Origin of the sequence: Paenibacillus pabuli NBRC 13638 (assembly GCF_001514495.1) — a bacterium.
GTDB classification, from domain to species: Bacteria; Bacillota; Bacilli; order Paenibacillales; family Paenibacillaceae; genus Paenibacillus; species Paenibacillus pabuli.
On record NZ_BCNM01000003.1, the window covers coordinates 77,412 to 96,939 of the forward strand.

Genomic DNA, 19,528 nt, shown 5'->3' on the forward strand with positions numbered 1-19,528 from the left:
CAGCAAAGTCTGAACAGACACTACAACCACCCACTCGCTAAACGAACCTTTCATCTTGGACAATAAGAAGCCCTGTTCCGCTCAACACGGTCCAGGGCTTGATTTGTGTTCAATCGAGCACCCAGGGAGAATGAATTTTGGGCACGTCATTGATTAATTGCTTGGTATAGGGATGCTCCGCATGGTGAATAACTTCCTCCGCTCTCCCTGCCTCCACCATTCGTCCATGCTCCATAATGCAGATCGTGTCGCTTACATAATAAGCCAGACCCACGTCGTGCGTAATAAAAACAATCGTCATGCGGTTCTCGTCACGCAGCTTGAGCAGCATATCCAGAATCGTTGAACGCGAGCACGCGTCCACCATGGACGTCGGTTCATCGGCGATCAACACCTTGGGATGCAGCATGAAAATGCGGGCAATCATGAGCCGCTGCATCTGTCCACCGGACAGCTCAAACGGATATTTGTTGTATAACTCCTCAAACTTCAGATTGACGAAGGAACAGGCTTCCTTCATTTTGGCATATTCTTCGTCCTTGTTCAGCTTGAGCCCCTGAAGTTTGATACAGTCCACCAGCAGTTTTTCCACCCGGTGAAATACGTTAAACGAAGAGAACGGGTCCTGAAAAATGGCCTGAATATCCTTCCAATACGCTTTACGTTCACGATACCGCTTTAACTGTCTTGGCTTGCCATCGTATTCTATTGCCCCACCCGTTTCCTTCAGCAATCCCATAATCATTTTCGCAAGTGTCGTCTTGCCGCTGCCGCTCTCTCCGACGATGGAAATAATCTCGCCTTCATGAAAATCAAAGCTGACATCGTCCACTGCTGCCTTTTTGCGATTGCCTGTACCGTACACCTTGGTCAGATGGCGGCCGCTGATCAGCACCTTGCCCATCGCCATACTACCTCACTCCTTTCGGGGAGCCTTTTCAAACCACATGTTCAGTCCATATACTTGATATGCCTACTTGCGTTGTGTACGTCCAGACAGAATCAGTTCATAAGTCTGGGTTAACATCGGTGATCGTTTGAGCATTCGTGGATGCCCCGTCGTCTACCTCCTGCTTTCCCTGGACGACATGCTCCTCCTGCTCCCTCATCTGCTCCAGCATCTCCGGTGTCAGAAGACAGCGGTATATCCGTCCATCGACATGAATGTTCTCGATTTTTCCCTGGCGGCACTCGTCGGTCACCAATGTACAGCGCTCCGCGAAGCGGCAGCCTTCTGGCACATTCTTCAGATTCGGCGGTGCACCGGGAATGGCAGCCAGTTTATGCTCCTTCATGCCTTCTTCCGGCACAATGATGGAGCCCATCAGCTTGCGTGTGTACGGATGCAGCGGATTGAAAATCATCTGCTCTGCCGTCCCTCGTTCCACAATCTCCCCCGCATACATCACCATAATCTCATCCGTGACATGGTACAGCAGCGGCAGCTCATGCGTGATGAATACCAGTGACTTGATCACCTTGCGCTTGAGCAAATCTTTCAACAGACGAATGACTGCCTTCTGGGAAGTGACGTCCAGAGCCGAGGTAGGTTCATCCGCAATCAGCACGTTCGGGTTCAAAATCGTCGAGATGGCAATAACGGTTCGCTGCTTCATGCCGCCGGACAATTCATTTGGATACATATCCAGCACATCCGGTGACAGATTCAGGGATTGGAAGCGCTCGGCAGCCATCTTCCGCACATCCGGACGCTTCATCTCCGGACAGTGCTCCTTCATAATGTCTTCAATGAACCGGATTATACGCAGCGTTGGGTTCAGTGCATTCATGGCAGCCTGCGGAATATAGGCAATTTCCTTGCCCAGGACGCGGGAACGAAGCTGCTCTTTGTTCAGCTGCATAATATCCGTACCGTTGATCCGGATCGAACCACTGCCATAATGAAGGGGCGGGAAATAAAAGCCCATCAGGCTGAGCGCCAGCGTCGATTTGCCACAGCCCGATTCACCTGCAATGCCCAACGTCTGCCCCTCTTTCAGTCCAAACTCCACCCCGTCGACGGCAAAAACATTTTCCTTAAGCCGGGTACGATAATAGGTTTTGAGACCGCTGACCTGAAGTATAGGTTGGTTCATGGTCTTAGCTCCTTATTTTCGGATTGAAAATTTCGTCCATGCCCGTATTCATCAGATAAAGAGAGAAGGTAATGACAGCAATCGCCAGCGCCGCAGGAATGAATGCCCACCACGCCCCTGCCACTGGAGCCTCAAATACGAGTGCCCAGTTCATCAGAATGCCGAGCGAGATCGTATTATACGGACCCAGACCCAACATGGAGATGGAAGCTTCGGACAGGATACCCGATGCCGTCTGGAGTACAAAGGCCATCACCACATAAGACGCGATATATGGCAAAATCTCATGGATAATGATACGCGGGGTACTGTGTCCCGATATCTTCGCAATATGCACATGATCCCGGCTGCGCAGGGATGTCGTCTGGGCTCGCACAGCCCGGGCGGTCCAGGGCCAGCTGGTTATGCCGATAATGATTGCCGTCACCAGAGAGCTGCGTGAATCAATGCTGACCGAGATCAAGATCAGAATGATGAACGATGGAATAACAATAAAAATATTGGTGATGGCTGTCAGAACGTTATCCAGCATCCCCCCGATATAGCCAGACACCAGGCCCATAACGAGACCAATCACAGTTGCAAACACACCCGCAATCAGTCCCACACGTATGGACGTCTGGATGCCATACATCAATTCAAGGAAGATGTCCCTTCCAAAATTGTCCGATCCCAGCAGCAAGCCATCACCCGGCGGCTGGAATGCCATCGCAATCATCTCCAGGGGATCACTGCGATTGATAAGCGGATAGATCGTAACCAAGAGCAGCATGCCGACAAAAGTCACCGCACCGATCATGAATTTCGGAGACTTCACCAAAATAGAGAGTGAATGCTTCATATCATTGTTCCTCCATTTGAGCGGCCTTGATGCGCGGATCGATGAAGCCATAGATGACATCAATCGTAAAATTGGCAAGCAATACAGCGATGGCAATCAACAGGGTGCATCCCGAAATCAATGGATAATCCAGCTGCCGTATGGCTGTGAACAGCCATGTGCCGATGCCTGGATAACTGAATACAATCTCACAGATCAATGACCCGCCAACCATGGTGCCTATGGATAGCGCCAGTCCCGTAATTTGCGGCAGCATGGCATTGCGGAACACATAACGCGCAATTCGGCCGTCGCGAATACCCAGCAGTTTGCTGTATAACACATAGTCTGAATTCAGCTCATAGATAGACATTTCCCGCATGCCGATGGCCTGACCGCCGATGGTCACCAGCACAATGGAGAGAAATGGCAACGTATGATGGCGAACCACGGACAGAATAAAATCGAAGCTTAGCTGCGGCACCATCTGGAAATCATATCCCCCGGACAAAGGGAACCATTTTAGTGATAACGCAAAGACATACAGCATAATAATAGCCAGAGTAAAAAAAGGGATGGAATTGATAAACAGCGCAACCGGGAACAGCACTTTATCAAAAACACCCTTCCGGTACGCTGCAATCGCACCGAGCAAATTGCCAATGATCCAGCCGACCAGGATGGCCGGAAGCTGAAGCCCCACCGTCCAAGGGACGGCGGAGGCCAGAATGTCTGTTACCTGCTTCGGGTACAATCCAAAAGATGTGCCCAGATTGCCTGTGAACAGATTTTTCAAATAGATACCGAATTGGGTCCAGAGCGGCTGATCAATGCCGAATTCAACCGTAAACGTCTCATACACCCGCTTGATGGAATCCGAGTCCGTCATGCCTGTCGTCATTTTGGAAGCGATCATGCTCACCGGATTACCTTCAATCAGTCTTGGCAAAATAAAGTTCAGTCCGATGGCAATGACCAGCGTCAAGCCGTACCAGAATACTTTCTTCGCCACATATCTGGAATAGGCATTCATAGGATCTAACACCCCCGAATTTAGCGGATAAGGGCCTTATATCTGAAATGGCGTGTAACTTCATCATGTCCTGCTTTTCACCATATGAGCTTCCTTAATTATGGATTTGATACAACGCCTTAATACCTGCTCCGTCCATGGAGATCTGCGGCGGGATGTTGGTGCCATCTCCTTCGGTCGGGAAGCCTTTCCAGACGGATTCGTTCACGGTGTCAAACACCCACGGTCTGTACATGAGCGGAATGGAAGGGATGTCTTTCAGCCAGATGGTATTCAGCTCGGTATAGAGTGCCTTCAGCTTCGCCTCGTCGGATACGGATGGAATCTCTTCGATAATGGCGTCTGCGCGGTCATTCTGGTAACGTCCCCAGTTCCAGAACGCCATCTCGCCCATTGGGGCAACCCCTTTGGAGTACATAATCGTCATTGCACGGTTCCACGGTTGGCTTGGGCTGACCCCACCCGCAGGGGTGTTCATGATGATATCGAATTTGCCGGTCTGCAGATCATTCGTCCATACCGGGGATTCCGGGAATTTGGTACGAATCTCAATGCCTATCGCCTTGGCGCTCTGTGCTACGATCTCCAGGGCAGCGTTCCAATCAGACCAGCCGTAAGGACATTCAATCTCGAAAGGTCCAAGGCGTGTGCCGTTAAGGACACGGATACCGTCTTTGCCTTTGGTCGCTCCAATCTTGTCGAGCAAGGCGTTGGCTCCTTCAATATCCATTGTCCATTGCAACGACTTGATGGCATCCTGGTCAATATATTTGGACTCGGCGTCCGAGTTCAAGGTCAGGGATGGCTGCATTGGCGCAGAATATCCGCTCATCGCCAGCTCCGAGATTTTGTCATAGTTGATGCTCATGGCTATCGCACGGCGAACGTCAGCATTATCCAGTCCGGCTTTGGACAGATTGAAGAAAATGCTTGGCATGGAACCGGGCAGATAATACGGCGCATCCTTCAGATACGTTTTGACGGCGGCCCCGCCTTCCCACATCTTCCACACCTGAGGGATAAACTGCTGGGAGACGTCCACTTGCCCGCTCTTAAACGCCAGATCACCTGCGGCATTATCTTTGTAGATCACATGCGTGATGTACTTCGGAGCAGGCAGCTTGCCGAATAATTTCTGACCCCAGTAGTTGTCGTCACGGGCAATCGTAATTTTCTGATCATTGTAAAAATGAAGCTTATACGCACCGGTACCCACCGGATTGTCATTAACCTCTTTACGAATCGCGGTCAGATCATTATTGTTCTTCTTCTCGATCTCTTCCCAGATATGCTTTGGCAGCATCGGGATCAGTTCAATGCTGTCCAGTACGGTCAGCTTGTTAGGGTTATCAGGGTTCAGCTTAATTTCCACGGCCTGCGCTCCATCCGCTTTCACTTCACTGATGTAGGTCCAGAAGCTGCTCCAGTTGATATCGTATTTTTTGCCCAGTCCATAGGTATATACAACATCATCTGCCGTAAATGCCGTGCCGTCGCTCCACTTCGCATCCGCGTTCAATTCGATGCGCAGTGTGGTTTCATCCGTCCATTCATACGACTTGCCGAGCAGCGGCTCGAGCCCGCCGTCCAACTGGTTCACCATAAACAGTGTCTCGTATACCAGCTCCCTGGAGTTGCCGTAATTCACAGGAAATGCGGGATTGCCACTTAGCAGATTGAAGTTGGTTGGCGGCCCCCATTGCAGCCCATTAATATACAGCGTCTCATTACGAGGTGTTTCTTTGTTGGTCTGTGGTGCAGGTTCGTTTTGCGTAGTTGTGGTGGGTGTATCCACCGTTCCTTGCGGCTCACTTACCGATGGCGGCTGAACACTTTGGCATCCGGCAAACAATGTGACAGACATGAACAGAGCGACGAGCGGTATGGCAGACCTCTTGAATCGCATTCTGAACCCCTCCATGATTTCATTTATCGGCGTTATTGGAAGCGCTTACTTAATTTTATTCTATGACTTATCTCACACGAAACATTCCATCTCTTTTCTCAATGCTGAGACATTATTTAGGGGGACATCCCAAATAACCAGCACCGCGGGGGGCAGCTGGTTATTTGCTGAATTATGATTTACTCCACAGAAGATCAAGAACGGTTTACTTGACGAATCCATTACGAATGGCAAAGACGACCGCCTAGACTTTGAAATATCTCGTCGACCAATTTATCGGTCTATACCACCGGGAATCCTATTCTCTGATTGTGATTTTTACACTGTTGAATTGGGCACTACCTTGGCTAACGAACAAGCCAAGCTTCCCTCGATGAATATCATACATTCTGGCGCTCATTGCAATTTGATCATCTACATACATTTCGCAGATCGTTCCGTCAATAAACACTTTGATTTCATATGGATGATTGGGAACAAGCTGAACGGGACGTTCCAGTTCAACCTCATAAGGGAACGTTTTCCCGCCCTCTTCCGACTGCATTATCGCCCCCCGGAAGGTAATACGGTTTCGTTGCGGTTCCAATGTGAGATAATAGGCTGCATCCAAAGTGTCTTCTGTTCGTAACATGAACCCAACACCTTGCGTTTCCCCGGAAAAAGAGACGTGTGCAGATATCTTGCATTGATCAGGCAAATCCTCCTGGCTCGTGCAGCCGGCAAACCCATACGGAGACTCGCAGGAAAGCGAGCTATCCAAATGGATCCAATCTCCTGCAATTCCATTGAGATGTATAGGAAACCCATCCGTAAATGCGGCATCGACCGTTTCAGGTACCTTTACGCTGAGGTTGCCATCGGGACGCTGAACGATTTCATGCACGATCAGATTCCCGCCCCAGTCCCAAGTATCGTAATCCTTGCCAAGGGATTTCGGCGGATTCCAGCCGAATAAATCGTCATTTTTCGTTGGATTCCAACCGAACAGGTAGCGTTTCTGCCCGTCATCCACGGATTTGGCCGCATAGAAAGCCCGTCCGTCGAAAGTATCCTCCTTTGGGGTAATCCAGGGGCCATCCAGGGAACGGCTCATCCGGTAAAAGGTCGCAAATCGCCCGGTATAAGAGGAGTAGATCAAATACCACCACTCCCCGATCCGAAACAAATCGGGGCATTCGTGAGCCCCTACGTGCAGATTCGGCGCGTACAGGGGCTCGCGGTACTCCCAAGCTTGAAGATCTTTGGATGACAGCAGTGCGGTACATCCTTTTCGATTGGTTGGCCCTTTCGCCATCGCTGCGAGCAGCATCCAGTATTGACCTTCCTCCTCATTCCAGAATACGAAGGGGTCACGCCAATCAGACAGTTCATAGATGCGGTCATCAGCCGCAAAGGTATCCTCAGGGATCGCTTCCCAAGTCTTGAAGTCTCTGCTGATCGCATGACATACCAGCTGCTTGCCTTCAGGAAATATGCAGTAGAACATATGGTAGATACCGTCCACTTTCAGTATATGACCGGTGCCGCCTTCGATCTTGCAAGCTCCTTCTTCCCGATAATTCACGAAATCTTTCGTTCCGACAAGATGCCAGCCGTGGTCAAGGCCCTCACGATAGTTATCCCTCCATCCGTGAAGATAAAATAACTTAAACTCCCCGTCTTCATAATATGGAATAACGTCTCCGACCCAGGCGTTATCCGGCCGGTAGAAAAACTCCCTCATCCTTCATCCCTCCTAATGGTTAAATTAGCTAAGCGCTCATTCACCGGAACAGGCATGTACGCATCGCTTGTGCCTCGTTCCTGATACCAATAAACAGTGGCGGCATACAAACATTGATTATTTGGGCCCCATTGATTCCCTTTATATTTCTCAATAAATCCTTCGAAGGAGTCCATGAAGGGAACGTTGTCACAAATATGAAATCGGTTAACCGAGGTATGTCCGTTTGCATCCAACTCGATAAACGGCTGACTGGCGAAAGCACTGTCAAACATCGGGAAAGGCGGCTCGGCCGCCCAGGCATAGCCAATATAGTCCTCGCTACCCGTTCCGAACGTGGACGGAAAGGGTTCGCCATCCACGAAAAATTTCTCGTCTCCTTCTCCCCACCACCAATCAATCGTTTTTCGATCCCATCGCCCGTACCACCATGTTTCAGCTTCCTCATCTGGTTTCTCCCAGGTATTGTACACATGTAGATGAACGCCGCAGTACCTACCCCGGCCTTTCGTCAGCAGCAGTGGCCAATCCGGCCAGCGATCCCCGCCTTCCATGAAGCGGCCCATATCCAGATCCAGATAATCATCCCGGTGCCATTTTGCATGAAAACGTAGGAGATCGTCCGTATGAGATGTCGTTAAGGGAGTATACCGGATATCAGCCGCTATCTCGCACGGTTCGACTCCATCATTTTCAATTTCGATCCTGGCGCCTTCCGAGAACGGCATGTACCAATAACTGTACATTTCATGTTCATTCATGCCCAGAGGCAGGGCTCGGTACGGCTTGATCCCGGGTGCGCTTCCAAAAAAATCACCCAGTGGAGCCCATACGGAAGGAGCTTCTTCATTGTCCCATCTCATCGAGATGACCAACTGCCTGGTCAAGATCCGCTGCTGTTCCTCGCTCTTTCGTCCAAGGTCTGTCCTAATCCGGATCATGGAAATAGCGCCAGCCCCCTTTTTATCCAAAAGCACCGCTTTGCCGCCTGCCGGTACGGATACCGTAACGCTCTCGGCGGAGGACCCTTCCTTTTTCATAAAAGAGTACGTTCCCCTTTGCTGTAAAAACCGGTCTGCTTCGGCCAGTGCTATGGCACTCTCTTTGTCGATACTGCCGTCAAATGAGGGCAGTTGGACTTCGGAAGGGAACGAGGTATAGGTTATGTGATAATAGGCTCCCCAACCTTTATCCAGCAACACCTTGCAATGTTTTTGGAAGGGGATTGGGATGAAGCAGTTTCTTCCGCGGGACAAAATAGGAGACAGATTCGGAAAATTGGATGGCGGCCCTTCCTGATTGAATTTTTCGAAATAATCCCGGAAGGGCTGATCGATCACGGGGGTATCGGCGTGATCAATATAAATCCGGATATGCCCGTCCTCAGGAAGTGCAGACCAGAATCTCCAGATCACGCCGGGACCGTCAAGCTCCATGGCGACGATGCTTTCTCCTTCCTTACGAATGAAGCCTCCTCCATCATCATTGGCTCCCCAATTCTCGTATAAGCCCGTCTCGGCATTATAAATAGAGTTTCGGTCAAAACTTGAGAAGCACCCCGATTTTTCTCCAGCCTGCGGCGGTACCGCTAGCGATTCAAGATCATATAATCGCTTCACAAGGTCTTGATAGGTATGGAACTGCTGCTCCGTTCGATTCATGTCGGGCTCTCCTCTTACCAGTTATTTGTTAATCCTTTCAAGTTGGATTCTGCACCTTAACCGGTACATTGAAATCATCAACGTTAATATGTCCAAAGCCGCCTGTGGATTCATCAACCACCTTAATGTAAAGCTCCTGGTCGATATACTCCGACGCATCCCAAATCTTCCGTTGATACTCCTCATAGTTGGTGGCGGTTTCTTTAAATAGTTCTTTGCCGTCCGATGCCCGGACCAGCGCAACATACAACTTATCGATATCACGCCCGCCGCTGACCAGGAAGTTGATCTTGCCGTTCCCGCCAAGGACGAAATTCTGCGATTTCATTGTTCCCGTTAAGCTGTCTCCGCCAGCTTCCTCGTTGAAGCCCCACAAATGATAGCCACCTGGAATTTTATGCGAAGGATTGAAGTAGATCGTGTCCCAGAAGAACTTGGCATCGGTCACATGGACATCCTGGAAGGCGTCTCCTTCAGTAATCCAACCTGTTAAGTCTCCTGTAGCAAAATCATGGTTAGGCAGATCTTTAATATCGGTATACACCGAATTGTCCCAGTTGTCAGGCACATCGACCGAAGCAGCCGGTTCACCCGTCAAGGCATTCATATTCCATACTTCCATCGACTTGACTGTAATATCGTTGTCGGCCCAAACCTGCAAGCCCAAGGAGTCGTACCGGCCTACATAGACGCGTGTTGTCAGCTTTTTCTTATAATTAGCAAAAGCTTCAACAACCGAACGGTCAAGGAAAATATGCAGTTTCAGGTTCTCTCCGTCCAGATCCACGGATCCGCCTTGAATCCCGTCCACGCGCACATCCGGATCAATGCTGCTTTTAGTCCGGTCAACATTGAAGGTCCCGTTCGTCTTGTCATAGTAAATCAGCGTTTCCTCCTGGCCGTTATCGGAGCGCCGCACTTTGAGACCGAATTTCTGGGCTTCGCCCGGATCAATTTCCATCACAATCTCCAGCATGTCGCCTTTGACATTGTGGATCAATTGATTGGCGGCAGCCAAATTTTTGTCGGAGAAATCAACCACCTTATCTCCACGGAGACTCTGCAATTCCTCAATGGGCTCAATGCGCAATTCATCATGTTCATCCAAGCTCAGGGAAACCGGCAGTGCCAGATTATGAGCCCATCCAGCCTGATATTCAGCCTGCGGCGTTCTTACATTTTGCACCATGGAGTATACGACCGTTCTTCCGTCTGGTGTAACCATCCCGCTCTCTGCGGTCAAATAACCATCCCCCACATCCATTTTGGAGGGAGCGTCCTGATCAGGTATAAACTTGAAGTTATCTCTATCCCAGGTTCCAATCCAATAAAAGACTTCAACATCTCTTTGCACATCGTCAGCTGGAGGAACCTGCTCCGGCTTCTCATGGGGATTAATCATGAAAATGTATTTTTGTTTTCCTGCACTATCCTCACCTAGCGGCAATAATACCGGCAGTTCCCATACCGTACCGAGCTCCGGATAAATATTTCTGTCACTAACATACAAAGGAACCTTATACTCCCAGTTGTGCATATCGTCAGACACGTACACCAAAGCTGTACCACTGCTGAAGTCTTGAAGACCGGATGTCACCAGCTGATACCACTTGTCGGTCTCTTGGTCATACCATACAAAAGGGTCGCGAAACTCATTATGGATGCCATTGCCGTTCTGCTCCGTTACCGGCTCAGGATATTTCACCCATTGCTCCAAATTTGGGTCCGACAGATCAGCTGGAGTCGCCAGGCCCGTTCTTTGATTTGGTGACAAAGAGTCATTGCCAGCGGTATAGAACAGAACAGGATTGCCGTCACGGTCGTACGCTGCGCTACCTGACCATACACCGTCCGGATCAAGAGTTCCCGCTTCTGGTGCAAGTGCAGGCCTCACATTTTCCCAATGCACCATATCGTCACTAACCCAATGTCCCCAATGGATTTGATGCCAGAATGGACCTTGCGGGTTATGCTGATAAAATAAATGATACTTACCGTTATAATAAATCGGTGCATGCGCTTCATTCATCCAGTTTTGCGGAGGCATTGCATGGTACTGCGGACGGTGCTGATCACCGTCAAACACACTAGGATCCTCGTCAATGTCACCATTTGGAATTTCCGGAACCGCCCCGCCGTGAAGCGCCTTCACATCCTCATACTCAGCAAGGATCTCTTGACCTGTGAGCGCTTTGTTCTGCAGTTTCACTTCATCGATAAGTCCGCTGAACATATTGTAGGAGAACAATCCCGCAAACTCTGCAGATCTATTGTTTTTTCCGATAATCAGCTTTTCTTTAGAAGGTGAAATCGGAACGTTGACAGGGGTTGCTTGAGAAGCTACTTCCTGACCATTTAGATATAATTTAATGATTCCGTCCTTTTTGTCGAACGTAGCTGCTACGTAATTCCATTTGTATTTTTCGAGTGGATGGTCTTTGACCCATACCTGAATCCACTGTCCGCCAATTCCGACCTGCATGGACCATGTGCCGTGCCGGTACATATCCAAAGCGAACCCTTCCGTCTTATCCTGATCAGACTGGTTCACGATAGCAGACAGCTTGTTTCCGTCTCCCCATTCGTAGCTGCGCGGAGCGACCCAAGCTTCAAGCGTTAACGCGTCACTTACTGGAACGGCATCCTTTGCGTTGACCTCGATATCATTTGAGTATCCATCGAATAGCAAGGCGCCACCTTTTACTCCGCGCGGAGTCCATCTTGGATCTTTGGAGTCCATATACCTGGCATTATTAAACACGTAGTTTACAGCATGCTCAAGATTGCTTACTTGCTCAAGCGCCTTTTTTCCTGCGTCTTCATCAAGATTCATGTAGAAAATGGTTCCCTTACTATTCGCTTGAAAAGCATCAACGGAGATACGTGCTTGATTGGATTGATCGATAACTTTGACGTAAAGTCTCTTATTGTAGTGTTCCTGCATTTTCCAGGAAATCTTCTCGTTCGCACTGGCATCTCCGGTCTTCTCAAGTAACGCATTGGTACTCGCATCATAAAGTGCGACGTAGGCGTCCTCCGGATTGTCGATGCCTAAAACAGTGAAGTTAATAGTCCCGGTTCCCTGAAGCGTGAAGGTACTAGAGGTAATCGAGCCCTGCCCTTCCAAGGAGGACTTGGCATAAAAGTTACCTTCTTTGCCGGCCCCAGCTTCATTAGTCACTTGAAAAGCGTTACCTTCAACGGTCCAGCCGTCTAAATTTCCGGTTTCAAAACTAGGATTCTGGATTTCGGTCGGCATAATGTTATCTGCCATAACTCCTTCTTCCGGTACGAGTTCATTGAAGGTATTGAAGGCGTCCGCAAAGATTACTCCCCAATCCGAGTGCCCATTATCGACGATCTCCACATACAGCTTCTTACCGATATACTTGGAAAGATCGGCTTTATATTGCTCCATATTCGCGAGTCTCAGGCCCTGTGCCGGATCCGGGAACCCGGACTCGTTAAATTCGGTGTTGCCGTACCTGGCAATCAGTTCACCTGTGTCTGCATTGATGACGCTCACATAAACTTGATCCGTATGCTTGCCTCCGCCCAGTCTGAAGGTAATCCAGCCTGTTCCGCCCAGCTCAAAGGTACTGGAGCGAAGCTTACCTGTTGCAGCCTCGTTATACTTCAATCCGTTTAAATGATAAGTGCCTTCCTGGTTATACGGGATTTGTTCAACCCAAAAGGTGGTTTCGTCCGACACGCTGTTCGGTCCAAATGCTTCGCCTTCTACAACCGTCCAGCCTGTTAAGGTCCCGGATTCAAAGCTGGGATTCTCAATTTGATAGCGTTTGAAATCTGGCTTGATATCCTCGGCGGCAATTCCTTCAGCTGGCTCGGCTTCATGGTACATAAAGAAGGCGTCCGCAAAGATCACGCCCCAATCCGTGGTTGCGTTGTCGACGATCTCCACATACAGCTTTTTGCCCAAATATTCGGAAAGATCCGCCTTATATTGCTCCATATTGGCAAGCCGCAGACCCTGATCGGGATTCGGGAAGCCAACGTCAGCGAAGGCGCTATTGCTATACCGGGCAATGACTTGCCCCGTCTGGGATTCCACGATATTTACATATGCCTTGTTTGGATTTTTGGCACCGCCAAGCTTGAAGCTGATCCAGCCGCTGCCGCCCAGCTCGAAGGTGCTCGAACGAAGCACGCCGGTCGCTGCCTCGTCATGCTTCCAACCGTTTAGATGATAAGTCCCTTCCTGATTGTAAGGGATTTGTTCAGCCCACCAAGTCGTTTCGTCCGATACGCTGTCCTGACCGAACGCTTGGCCTCTGACAACCGTCCAGCCTGACATATCCCCGGTTTCAAAGCCCGGGTTCTGAATTTGATAGACTGTATCCGTAACTGGCAACCCCTCGTTAGCCTTAGGGGTTAACGCCTCCCGAGCATCCATTCCAACTTCGGCTGCAGCCGATATTCCAGGAGCAACAAGCTGGAGAAGTATTACCCATATGACCATTCTGGAGATCCAGGTTTTCCTTGTTATTACATTCCTCATTCAAGATCCTCCTCCATGATTTCATATTCAGAAAACATCGATACCGGATTTCGCATGCTCCCCCTGTAACAAGAATGAATAGTCATGAAGGAAGGAGAGAAAAGATAAACGTATATGTGGAGCGCTTCTAAACTTCAGAGTACAAATTTTTTGAGCTTTGCTCCTTTATCCAAAGGGTAAGGAGCGCCTAAGCGCTCTTTTTACCAAATGGATTTCATCTCCCATATATCCATCGATTTAACCAACAATTCCCCATCTCCCCAGATCTCAAGCCCCAAAGCATCTTTACGGCTTGGATACACCCGGGTCGTCAGACTTTTCAATCCGTTTGCATAGGCTTCGACCATGGAGCGGTCCAAATAAATATGAAGCTTTAAATTCTCCCCTAGCAGTTCCAGCTTACCGCCTTGGATCCCTCGGCACTTTTCTCCCGGATGAAGCGTCGTTTTCGTTCGATCGACCAAGAGCATTGATTGATTCCAATCATAATACAGCAGGGTTTCTTCTTCGTTATCCGGCGTACACCGGACCTTGATGCCGAGTTGTTTGGCCCTGCCAGGCTCCATCTCCAGTTGAATCTCAAGCATGTCTCCTTGTACATCCCCCAGCAGCATATTAGCCTCAGCCAATGATTTGTCCCGGAGCGATAAACGCTTGGCACCACGCAAGGATTGGAGCTCTTCAATCGGCTCAATTCCCAGCCGTCCGTCATCCCTCAAATACACGCTTAACGGCAAGCCGCCATTATGAGCCCAGCCCGATTGATATTCCAGCTCGGACGTCCGGTCACCTTGCGCTATCGTAAACACAATCTTTCGGCCGGTCTTCGGATCAACCATTCCGCTCGGACCGGTAAAATGGAAATCACCGACATCAATCAATTGCGGCTCCTCTTGATCGGGAATGAATGATAGATTTTGTTTGTCAAGCTTCCCGGTCCAATAGAATACCTCGACATCCGCTCCCTGTCCCACTGGACTCACCAATAGAAGATGCTTGTTCACTCCCTGCTTGTCGCTGCCAAGGGGAAGAAGCACAGGAAGCTCCCAGATGGGTCCAAGATAAGGGAATTTCTGAATATCCGCTTTAAATAATGACCCTTTGTACGTCCAATTCAGCATATCCTGTGATGCAAATGCGAGCGCTGCTCCACCTTCGCCTTCGATCCCGGACCCGACCAAGACAAACCATTCGTCATCGTCCTTCCACACGAACGGATCCCGGAAATCTCCGAATACACCCATGCCCTTCTTCTGCACGATCAACGGCTCCGCGTGTTTGACCCAGTGAACCAAATCCGGATCTCCATCCCGAGAATAGGTGCTTCGGGCAAGCGCCACGCTCTGATTGGGCGAAGCACTGTCATTGCCCGCCGTAAAGAATAAGACAGGCAGGCCATCTGCATCATATGTCGCGCTTCCCGACCAGATCCCGTCCGGTGCGAGCTGATCATTTTCAGGGGCTAATGCCACAGGAAGATCACGCCAATGCACCAGATCCTTACTTACCCAATGTCCCCAATGGATCTGATGAAAAAACGGCCCAAGGGGGTTATGCTGATAGAATAAATGATACTGACCGTCAAAATAGATCGGCGCATGGGGCTCGTTCATCCAATGAGCCGGCGGGCTGACATGATACTGCGGTCTATGCCGATCCGGCAGCAGTGGCGTCCGATCCAGCTTGATCTCATCATACGTTAATGACGGATGGGCTCCTCCATAGGCGGTATCCAACACGTGCCGGTAGGAAGCGACCACCTCTTCCTCGCTCAGGGCCCGATTATAAACCCTGAGTTCATCGAGGATACCGCTAAACATGTGAAGGCTGAACACTTCCGCCAGGAGGCTGCTGTGATTGTTTTTGCCGATGAGCAGCTCCGTGTCCACCGCCTCGGCCAGGCGAGAACCGGGGGGCAGATCAGCCGAAGCGATTTCCCTGCCATTTAAATACAGCTTCATTTCTCCTTGGGTCCCGTCGAATACTGCATTCACGTAAGACCATTCATTCTTGGGCAGTTCATGACCGTCCGGCGACCAAACTTCCTTCCAGTCCCCTCCTTCAAGCCCGACTTGAAAGGACCAGGAGCCATGACGGTACATCCCAAGCAGATACCCCTGCTTGCGATCCATGTTGTGGTGGTTCACAATGGCAGACAACTTGCCCTCAGAGCCCCATTCATAAGAGCGCGGTGCTACCCATACTCCAATGCTTAGCGCTGATCGATATTTTTGCTTGCCGTTCGGTTCTCCCTCATTGACCGAATGGGCAATATAAGTCGAGTAACCATCGAAGAGGAGCCCGCTCCCCATTACTCCCTGTCTCCACTGCGGATCGCAGGATTCCGTAAACTCGGCTTGATTGAATACGTACTGAATATCATCCTGTACTTGAGATATGCTCTCCAAAGCGCTGGCTCCGCTTCCCTCATCAAAGGCCCAATACATCATCAGCCGCTGACTGTCTGATATTTGACTCACGCTTCATCCCTCCCTAATGTCTGTTCTGTAGTTCCATTGGGAATATGAATAGACTGAAGAGCATGGATATGAAGCGAGCTCAATACAACCTGCCCTGAATTCGTTCCTATTGAAATCCTATTCATCGTTGCATCCGGGAAAATTTGATCCGTCAAAACAACCAGGCCCTGATTCGCATACACTTCCACCGCATTGCGATCCAGCCAGATATGCAGCTTGATTTTCTCATTTACCGGAACCAGCTTGACCCCATGCTGGCATGCGAATGATGGATGAAAATCAGTCATGCCCGATTTGAAACGGTCGATGAATAGCCATTGGCGCACAGGGTCATAGCCGATGATGGTCTCACTCTGCCCGGACGATTGAATTTTGATATGAACCTCGCCCGCAGTTCGAATATCGATGTCCGCTTCAATCTCCAGTAGATCATCCTTTGTCTTTATCATAAACGGGATCTCCTGCGTAACCGTGACATCAGACCAGCTTATCGACTCTTTCCGCAGCTGTTCTATTTCCCGGACAGGCATTTGGGTTAGCACGATGCCCTCGTCCCGACTGGTCAGTGACAAGGCGCGAGGCAGAGTCATTGCGCCTCTCCAGTCTCCGGTTGGCGTCTCGTTGGCATATTTCCAGTTGCTCATCCAACCGATGATCACGCGTCGTCCGTCTTGATCATGCATATTCGACCAAGTGACCCCTGCATAGTTGTCCCGACCGTGATCCAACCACATGATATGATCAGCCGAATTGTCGTTGATGAATGTCTTTCCGTCGAACTCTCCGATAAAATATTGCGTGCGTGATCCTTCCGGAAAGGCAGGGTTATCCCCAATGCTAATGATAAGTACCCATTTGGACCGCCCACTGTCATCGATTGGCAATTCAAAGAGATCCGGACATTCCCAAACGCCATCATGCGAGCCTTCCTCTTGCCCGAATTCCCCTGTTAATGTCCATTCACGCAAATTTTCCGATCCATAAAACCGAGTATGATCTCCCGCTACAATGGTCATAACCCACCGCTCACTTGGTGCATGCCAGAACACTTTCGGGTCCCGGAAGTCTACCAGATCAGGTTCGGCAAGAACCGGATTCCCCTCATATTTATGCCAGGTTCTGCCTTTATCGCTGCTGTAAGCCAAGCTTTGCCTCTGGCGCGGCTGCCCGGTCTCTGGACAAGTATCCGCATGGGTAAAGATCGCAATCAATCCATGGGTGCCTGCGAACAGTCCGCTGCTGTTATTAAAGTCAACCACACAGCAACCAGAAAAAATGGCCCCATGCTCGTCTGGGAACAGAGCGATAGGTTCATGCTGCCAATGAATCAGATCATGGCTTACGGCATGGCCCCAGTGCATCGGCCCCCATTTATTACTATAGGGATGATGTTGATAAAACAGATGATATTCTCCCTCGTAATAGACTAATCCGTTCGGATCGTTCATCCAGTGGGATGGAGGCGAAAAATGATATCCCGGTCTAAATCTCTCATCCATAAGCTGTTTATTTGACTCCATTATCTTATTAATTTCCTCAGTCTTCGGCATAGATTGAAGAGCCCCTTCCCGTCTTGTTAATTCCATGATTCTCGATTTGTTTAATTATTTGTTTAAACTTGCGTTATAACGATCCAGCCCATTTTGATAGATCTCCATCAATTCGTTCAATCCCATCTTATCCAGGTTCTTCACATAGCTGTCCCACTGCTCATCCACGCCGCCATCAACAATGAATTTTCCTCGCTGGGTATTTACATATTTAATCAATTCGGGCTCAATTCGATTGATTTTGTCCAGTTCCTCCGGCTCAAAGAAGATACTCGGGTAGTTTTCCTCTTCCATATAGGGATCGTAATATTTCTCCAAGTCTTTAACGCGCTGCTGGGCTCTAGGCTCCAGATCTACTACTTTTCCCAAATCTTCGATGGTAATGACGCCAGGGCCGCCTGCGCCTGGAGCCACTTTTTGACGGAATTCGCCCGCGGAAGTGCCCTCAGGAATCGGCAGGTTTACCAATTTCCCATTCTCATCCTTCTTGAATACGACATCCAGCGGGCCCCAGTGGATTTGTGCAGCCATGTACGGTTCATACTGCTGGTCGATCCAACGCATTGTGATTTCCGGATTCTGGTTCTCTTTAGTGATCACGAAAGCACCGCGTCCTGGGCCGCCACCATTGCCGCGACCGATCGATTGATCCCCGTCCGGTCCTTTGAGCGGGGACAGCAAAGCATAATCCTTGCTTCGCTCCGGTCCGACCACCTCATCAACTTCCCACCAGATATAGGAGCCGAGCGTTTCGATTGTTGTTTTCCCTTTGGCCAGATACTGAGCAGCGTCCTGGGTGAACGATTCAGGATCAATCAAGCCCTGCTTATACCATTTTTCATTAAAATATTTCAACGCTTCCTTATATTCAGGCTGCGTAGCAGTAAAGATCACTTTTCCGTCGCGGACGACCCGATGTTCCATGTTATCCGGAAGTCCAAATGCTCCGAATATCCCAGCAATGTCCATACACCACTGCATATGCATAAAGCTCAGCGGAATTTCGTCGGCCTTGCCGTTACCGTTTGGATCCTGTGTTTTAAAGGCAACTAATGCTTCCGTATATTCATCCAGTGTCTGCGGCATTTTCAGCCCCAGCTTGTCGAGCCATTTTTTATTAATAACGTGAAAGAAGGGGTTCGTTCCAAGATTGTTCTCTTCCCAGGAAGGCAGTCCGTAAATATGCCCATCCGGTGCCGTGATCGAGGATTTGATGTCAGGCCTGCGTTCTAAAAGCGCTTTCAGGTTAGGCGCATATTGATCGATTAAATCCTCCAGTGGAAGGATCGTTCCGTCTGTGCCGTAATTAACCAGCTCGTAATCCGAGAATCCGGCTCCATAAAAAGCGTCAGGTAAATCTCCGCTGGCCAGCAGCAAATTTTTCTTCTCGGTAAAATCGGTATCCGGAATGTTCTCCCACTCGATCTTAACGTTGGTTTGCTCTTCCAGCTGCTTGAAAATTTCCATTTGCGAGTACTCCGGTGCCAAAGCAGCTTTCGGGGATACCATCCTTAACGATACTGGTTCATTCACAATTGGAAGACCCGTTTTGTTAAAACTCGCAGCCTGATCGGAATTTTCCGACTGGTTCTTGGAGTCTCCTGAACATCCACTCAGCGCAAAAGCTCCGGCCATCATAAGAATCCCTGCTCTTTTGAATACAGATTTCATCGTACATAACCTCCCTCAAGATCATTCCACAAGTTGAATATCTTACCTTGTCTTTCTCTATAGTGATCT

11 protein-coding genes are annotated in these 19,528 nt (G+C 49.5%); all 11 read right to left on the reverse strand.

The window, feature by feature from the left end:
• Positions 1 to 109: 109 nt before the first annotated feature.
• Positions 110 to 910, reverse strand: coding sequence for an ABC transporter ATP-binding protein (locus tag PPA03S_RS05865; RefSeq protein ID WP_062320810.1), 801 nt, complete (start codon positions 908 to 910; stop codon positions 110 to 112).
• 97 nt (positions 911 to 1,007) lie between these two features.
• Positions 1,008 to 2,096 (reverse strand): ABC transporter ATP-binding protein, encoded by a 1,089-nt coding sequence (locus PPA03S_RS05870; protein WP_082704020.1) that lies wholly within the window; start codon positions 2,094 to 2,096, stop codon positions 1,008 to 1,010.
• Between the two features lie 4 nt (positions 2,097 to 2,100).
• Positions 2,101 to 2,937: an ABC transporter permease gene (locus PPA03S_RS05875; protein WP_062320811.1), complete on the reverse strand. Its 837-nt coding sequence runs from the start codon at positions 2,935 to 2,937 to the stop codon at positions 2,101 to 2,103.
• Position 2,938: 1 nt separating this feature from the next.
• Positions 2,939 to 3,949 (reverse strand): ABC transporter permease, encoded by a 1,011-nt coding sequence (locus PPA03S_RS05880; protein WP_062320812.1) that lies wholly within the window; start codon positions 3,947 to 3,949, stop codon positions 2,939 to 2,941.
• Between the two features lie 94 nt (positions 3,950 to 4,043).
• On the reverse strand, positions 4,044 to 5,855 hold the full coding sequence (locus PPA03S_RS05885; protein ID WP_062320814.1) for an ABC transporter substrate-binding protein: 1,812 nt from the start codon (positions 5,853 to 5,855) through the stop codon (positions 4,044 to 4,046).
• Between the two features lie 298 nt (positions 5,856 to 6,153).
• A complete protein-coding gene (locus PPA03S_RS05890; RefSeq protein ID WP_062320816.1) occupies positions 6,154 to 7,578 on the reverse strand; it encodes a glycoside hydrolase family 32 protein in 1,425 nt (474 codons plus the stop codon).
• Positions 7,575 to 9,239, reverse strand: coding sequence for a glycoside hydrolase family 172 protein (locus PPA03S_RS05895; RefSeq protein WP_062320819.1), 1,665 nt, complete (start codon positions 9,237 to 9,239; stop codon positions 7,575 to 7,577). The genes PPA03S_RS05890 and PPA03S_RS05895 overlap by 4 nt, the downstream gene beginning before the upstream one ends.
• Before the next feature lie 37 nt (positions 9,240 to 9,276).
• On the reverse strand, positions 9,277 to 13,758 hold the full coding sequence (locus tag PPA03S_RS05900; RefSeq protein WP_245683525.1) for a GH32 C-terminal domain-containing protein: 4,482 nt from the start codon (positions 13,756 to 13,758) through the stop codon (positions 9,277 to 9,279).
• Positions 13,759 to 13,958: 200 nt separating this feature from the next.
• Positions 13,959 to 16,208, reverse strand: coding sequence for a GH32 C-terminal domain-containing protein (locus PPA03S_RS05905; RefSeq protein WP_411835233.1), 2,250 nt, complete (start codon positions 16,206 to 16,208; stop codon positions 13,959 to 13,961).
• A gap of 26 nt (positions 16,209 to 16,234) precedes the next feature.
• Positions 16,235 to 17,737 (reverse strand): glycoside hydrolase family 32 protein, encoded by a 1,503-nt coding sequence (locus tag PPA03S_RS05910; protein WP_245683526.1) that lies wholly within the window; start codon positions 17,735 to 17,737, stop codon positions 16,235 to 16,237.
• A 105-nt stretch (positions 17,738 to 17,842) separates the two neighbouring features.
• A complete protein-coding gene (locus PPA03S_RS05915) occupies positions 17,843 to 19,459 on the reverse strand; it encodes an ABC transporter substrate-binding protein (protein ID WP_062320823.1) in 1,617 nt (538 codons plus the stop codon).
• Positions 19,460 to 19,528 lie beyond the last annotated feature (69 nt).

What these genes read in the sequence shown, in the direction of transcription:
- PPA03S_RS05875 (WP_062320811.1), bottom strand. Translation starts at nt 2,937, where the DNA reads ATGAAGCATTCACTCTCTATTTTGGTGAAGTCTCCGAAATTCATGATC.
- PPA03S_RS05915 (WP_062320823.1), bottom strand. Translation starts at nt 19,459, where the DNA reads ATGAAATCTGTATTCAAAAGAGCAGGGATTCTTATGATGGCCGGAGCT.
- PPA03S_RS05910 (WP_245683526.1), bottom strand. Translation starts at nt 17,737, where the DNA reads ATGGATGAGAGATTTAGACCGGGATATCATTTTTCGCCTCCATCCCAC.
- PPA03S_RS05885 (WP_062320814.1), bottom strand. Translation starts at nt 5,855, where the DNA reads ATGCGATTCAAGAGGTCTGCCATACCGCTCGTCGCTCTGTTCATGTCT.
- PPA03S_RS05895 (WP_062320819.1), bottom strand. Translation starts at nt 9,239, where the DNA reads ATGAATCGAACGGAGCAGCAGTTCCATACCTATCAAGACCTTGTGAAG.
- PPA03S_RS05870 (WP_082704020.1), bottom strand. Translation starts at nt 2,096, where the DNA reads ATGAACCAACCTATACTTCAGGTCAGCGGTCTCAAAACCTATTATCGT.
- PPA03S_RS05865 (WP_062320810.1), bottom strand. Translation starts at nt 910, where the DNA reads ATGGCGATGGGCAAGGTGCTGATCAGCGGCCGCCATCTGACCAAGGTG.
- PPA03S_RS05890 (WP_062320816.1), bottom strand. Translation starts at nt 7,578, where the DNA reads ATGAGGGAGTTTTTCTACCGGCCGGATAACGCCTGGGTCGGAGACGTT.
- PPA03S_RS05900 (WP_245683525.1), bottom strand. Translation starts at nt 13,758, where the DNA reads ATGAGGAATGTAATAACAAGGAAAACCTGGATCTCCAGAATGGTCATA.
- PPA03S_RS05905 (WP_411835233.1), bottom strand. Translation starts at nt 16,208, where the DNA reads ATGATGTATTGGGCCTTTGATGAGGGAAGCGGAGCCAGCGCTTTGGAG.
- PPA03S_RS05880 (WP_062320812.1), bottom strand. Translation starts at nt 3,949, where the DNA reads ATGAATGCCTATTCCAGATATGTGGCGAAGAAAGTATTCTGGTACGGC.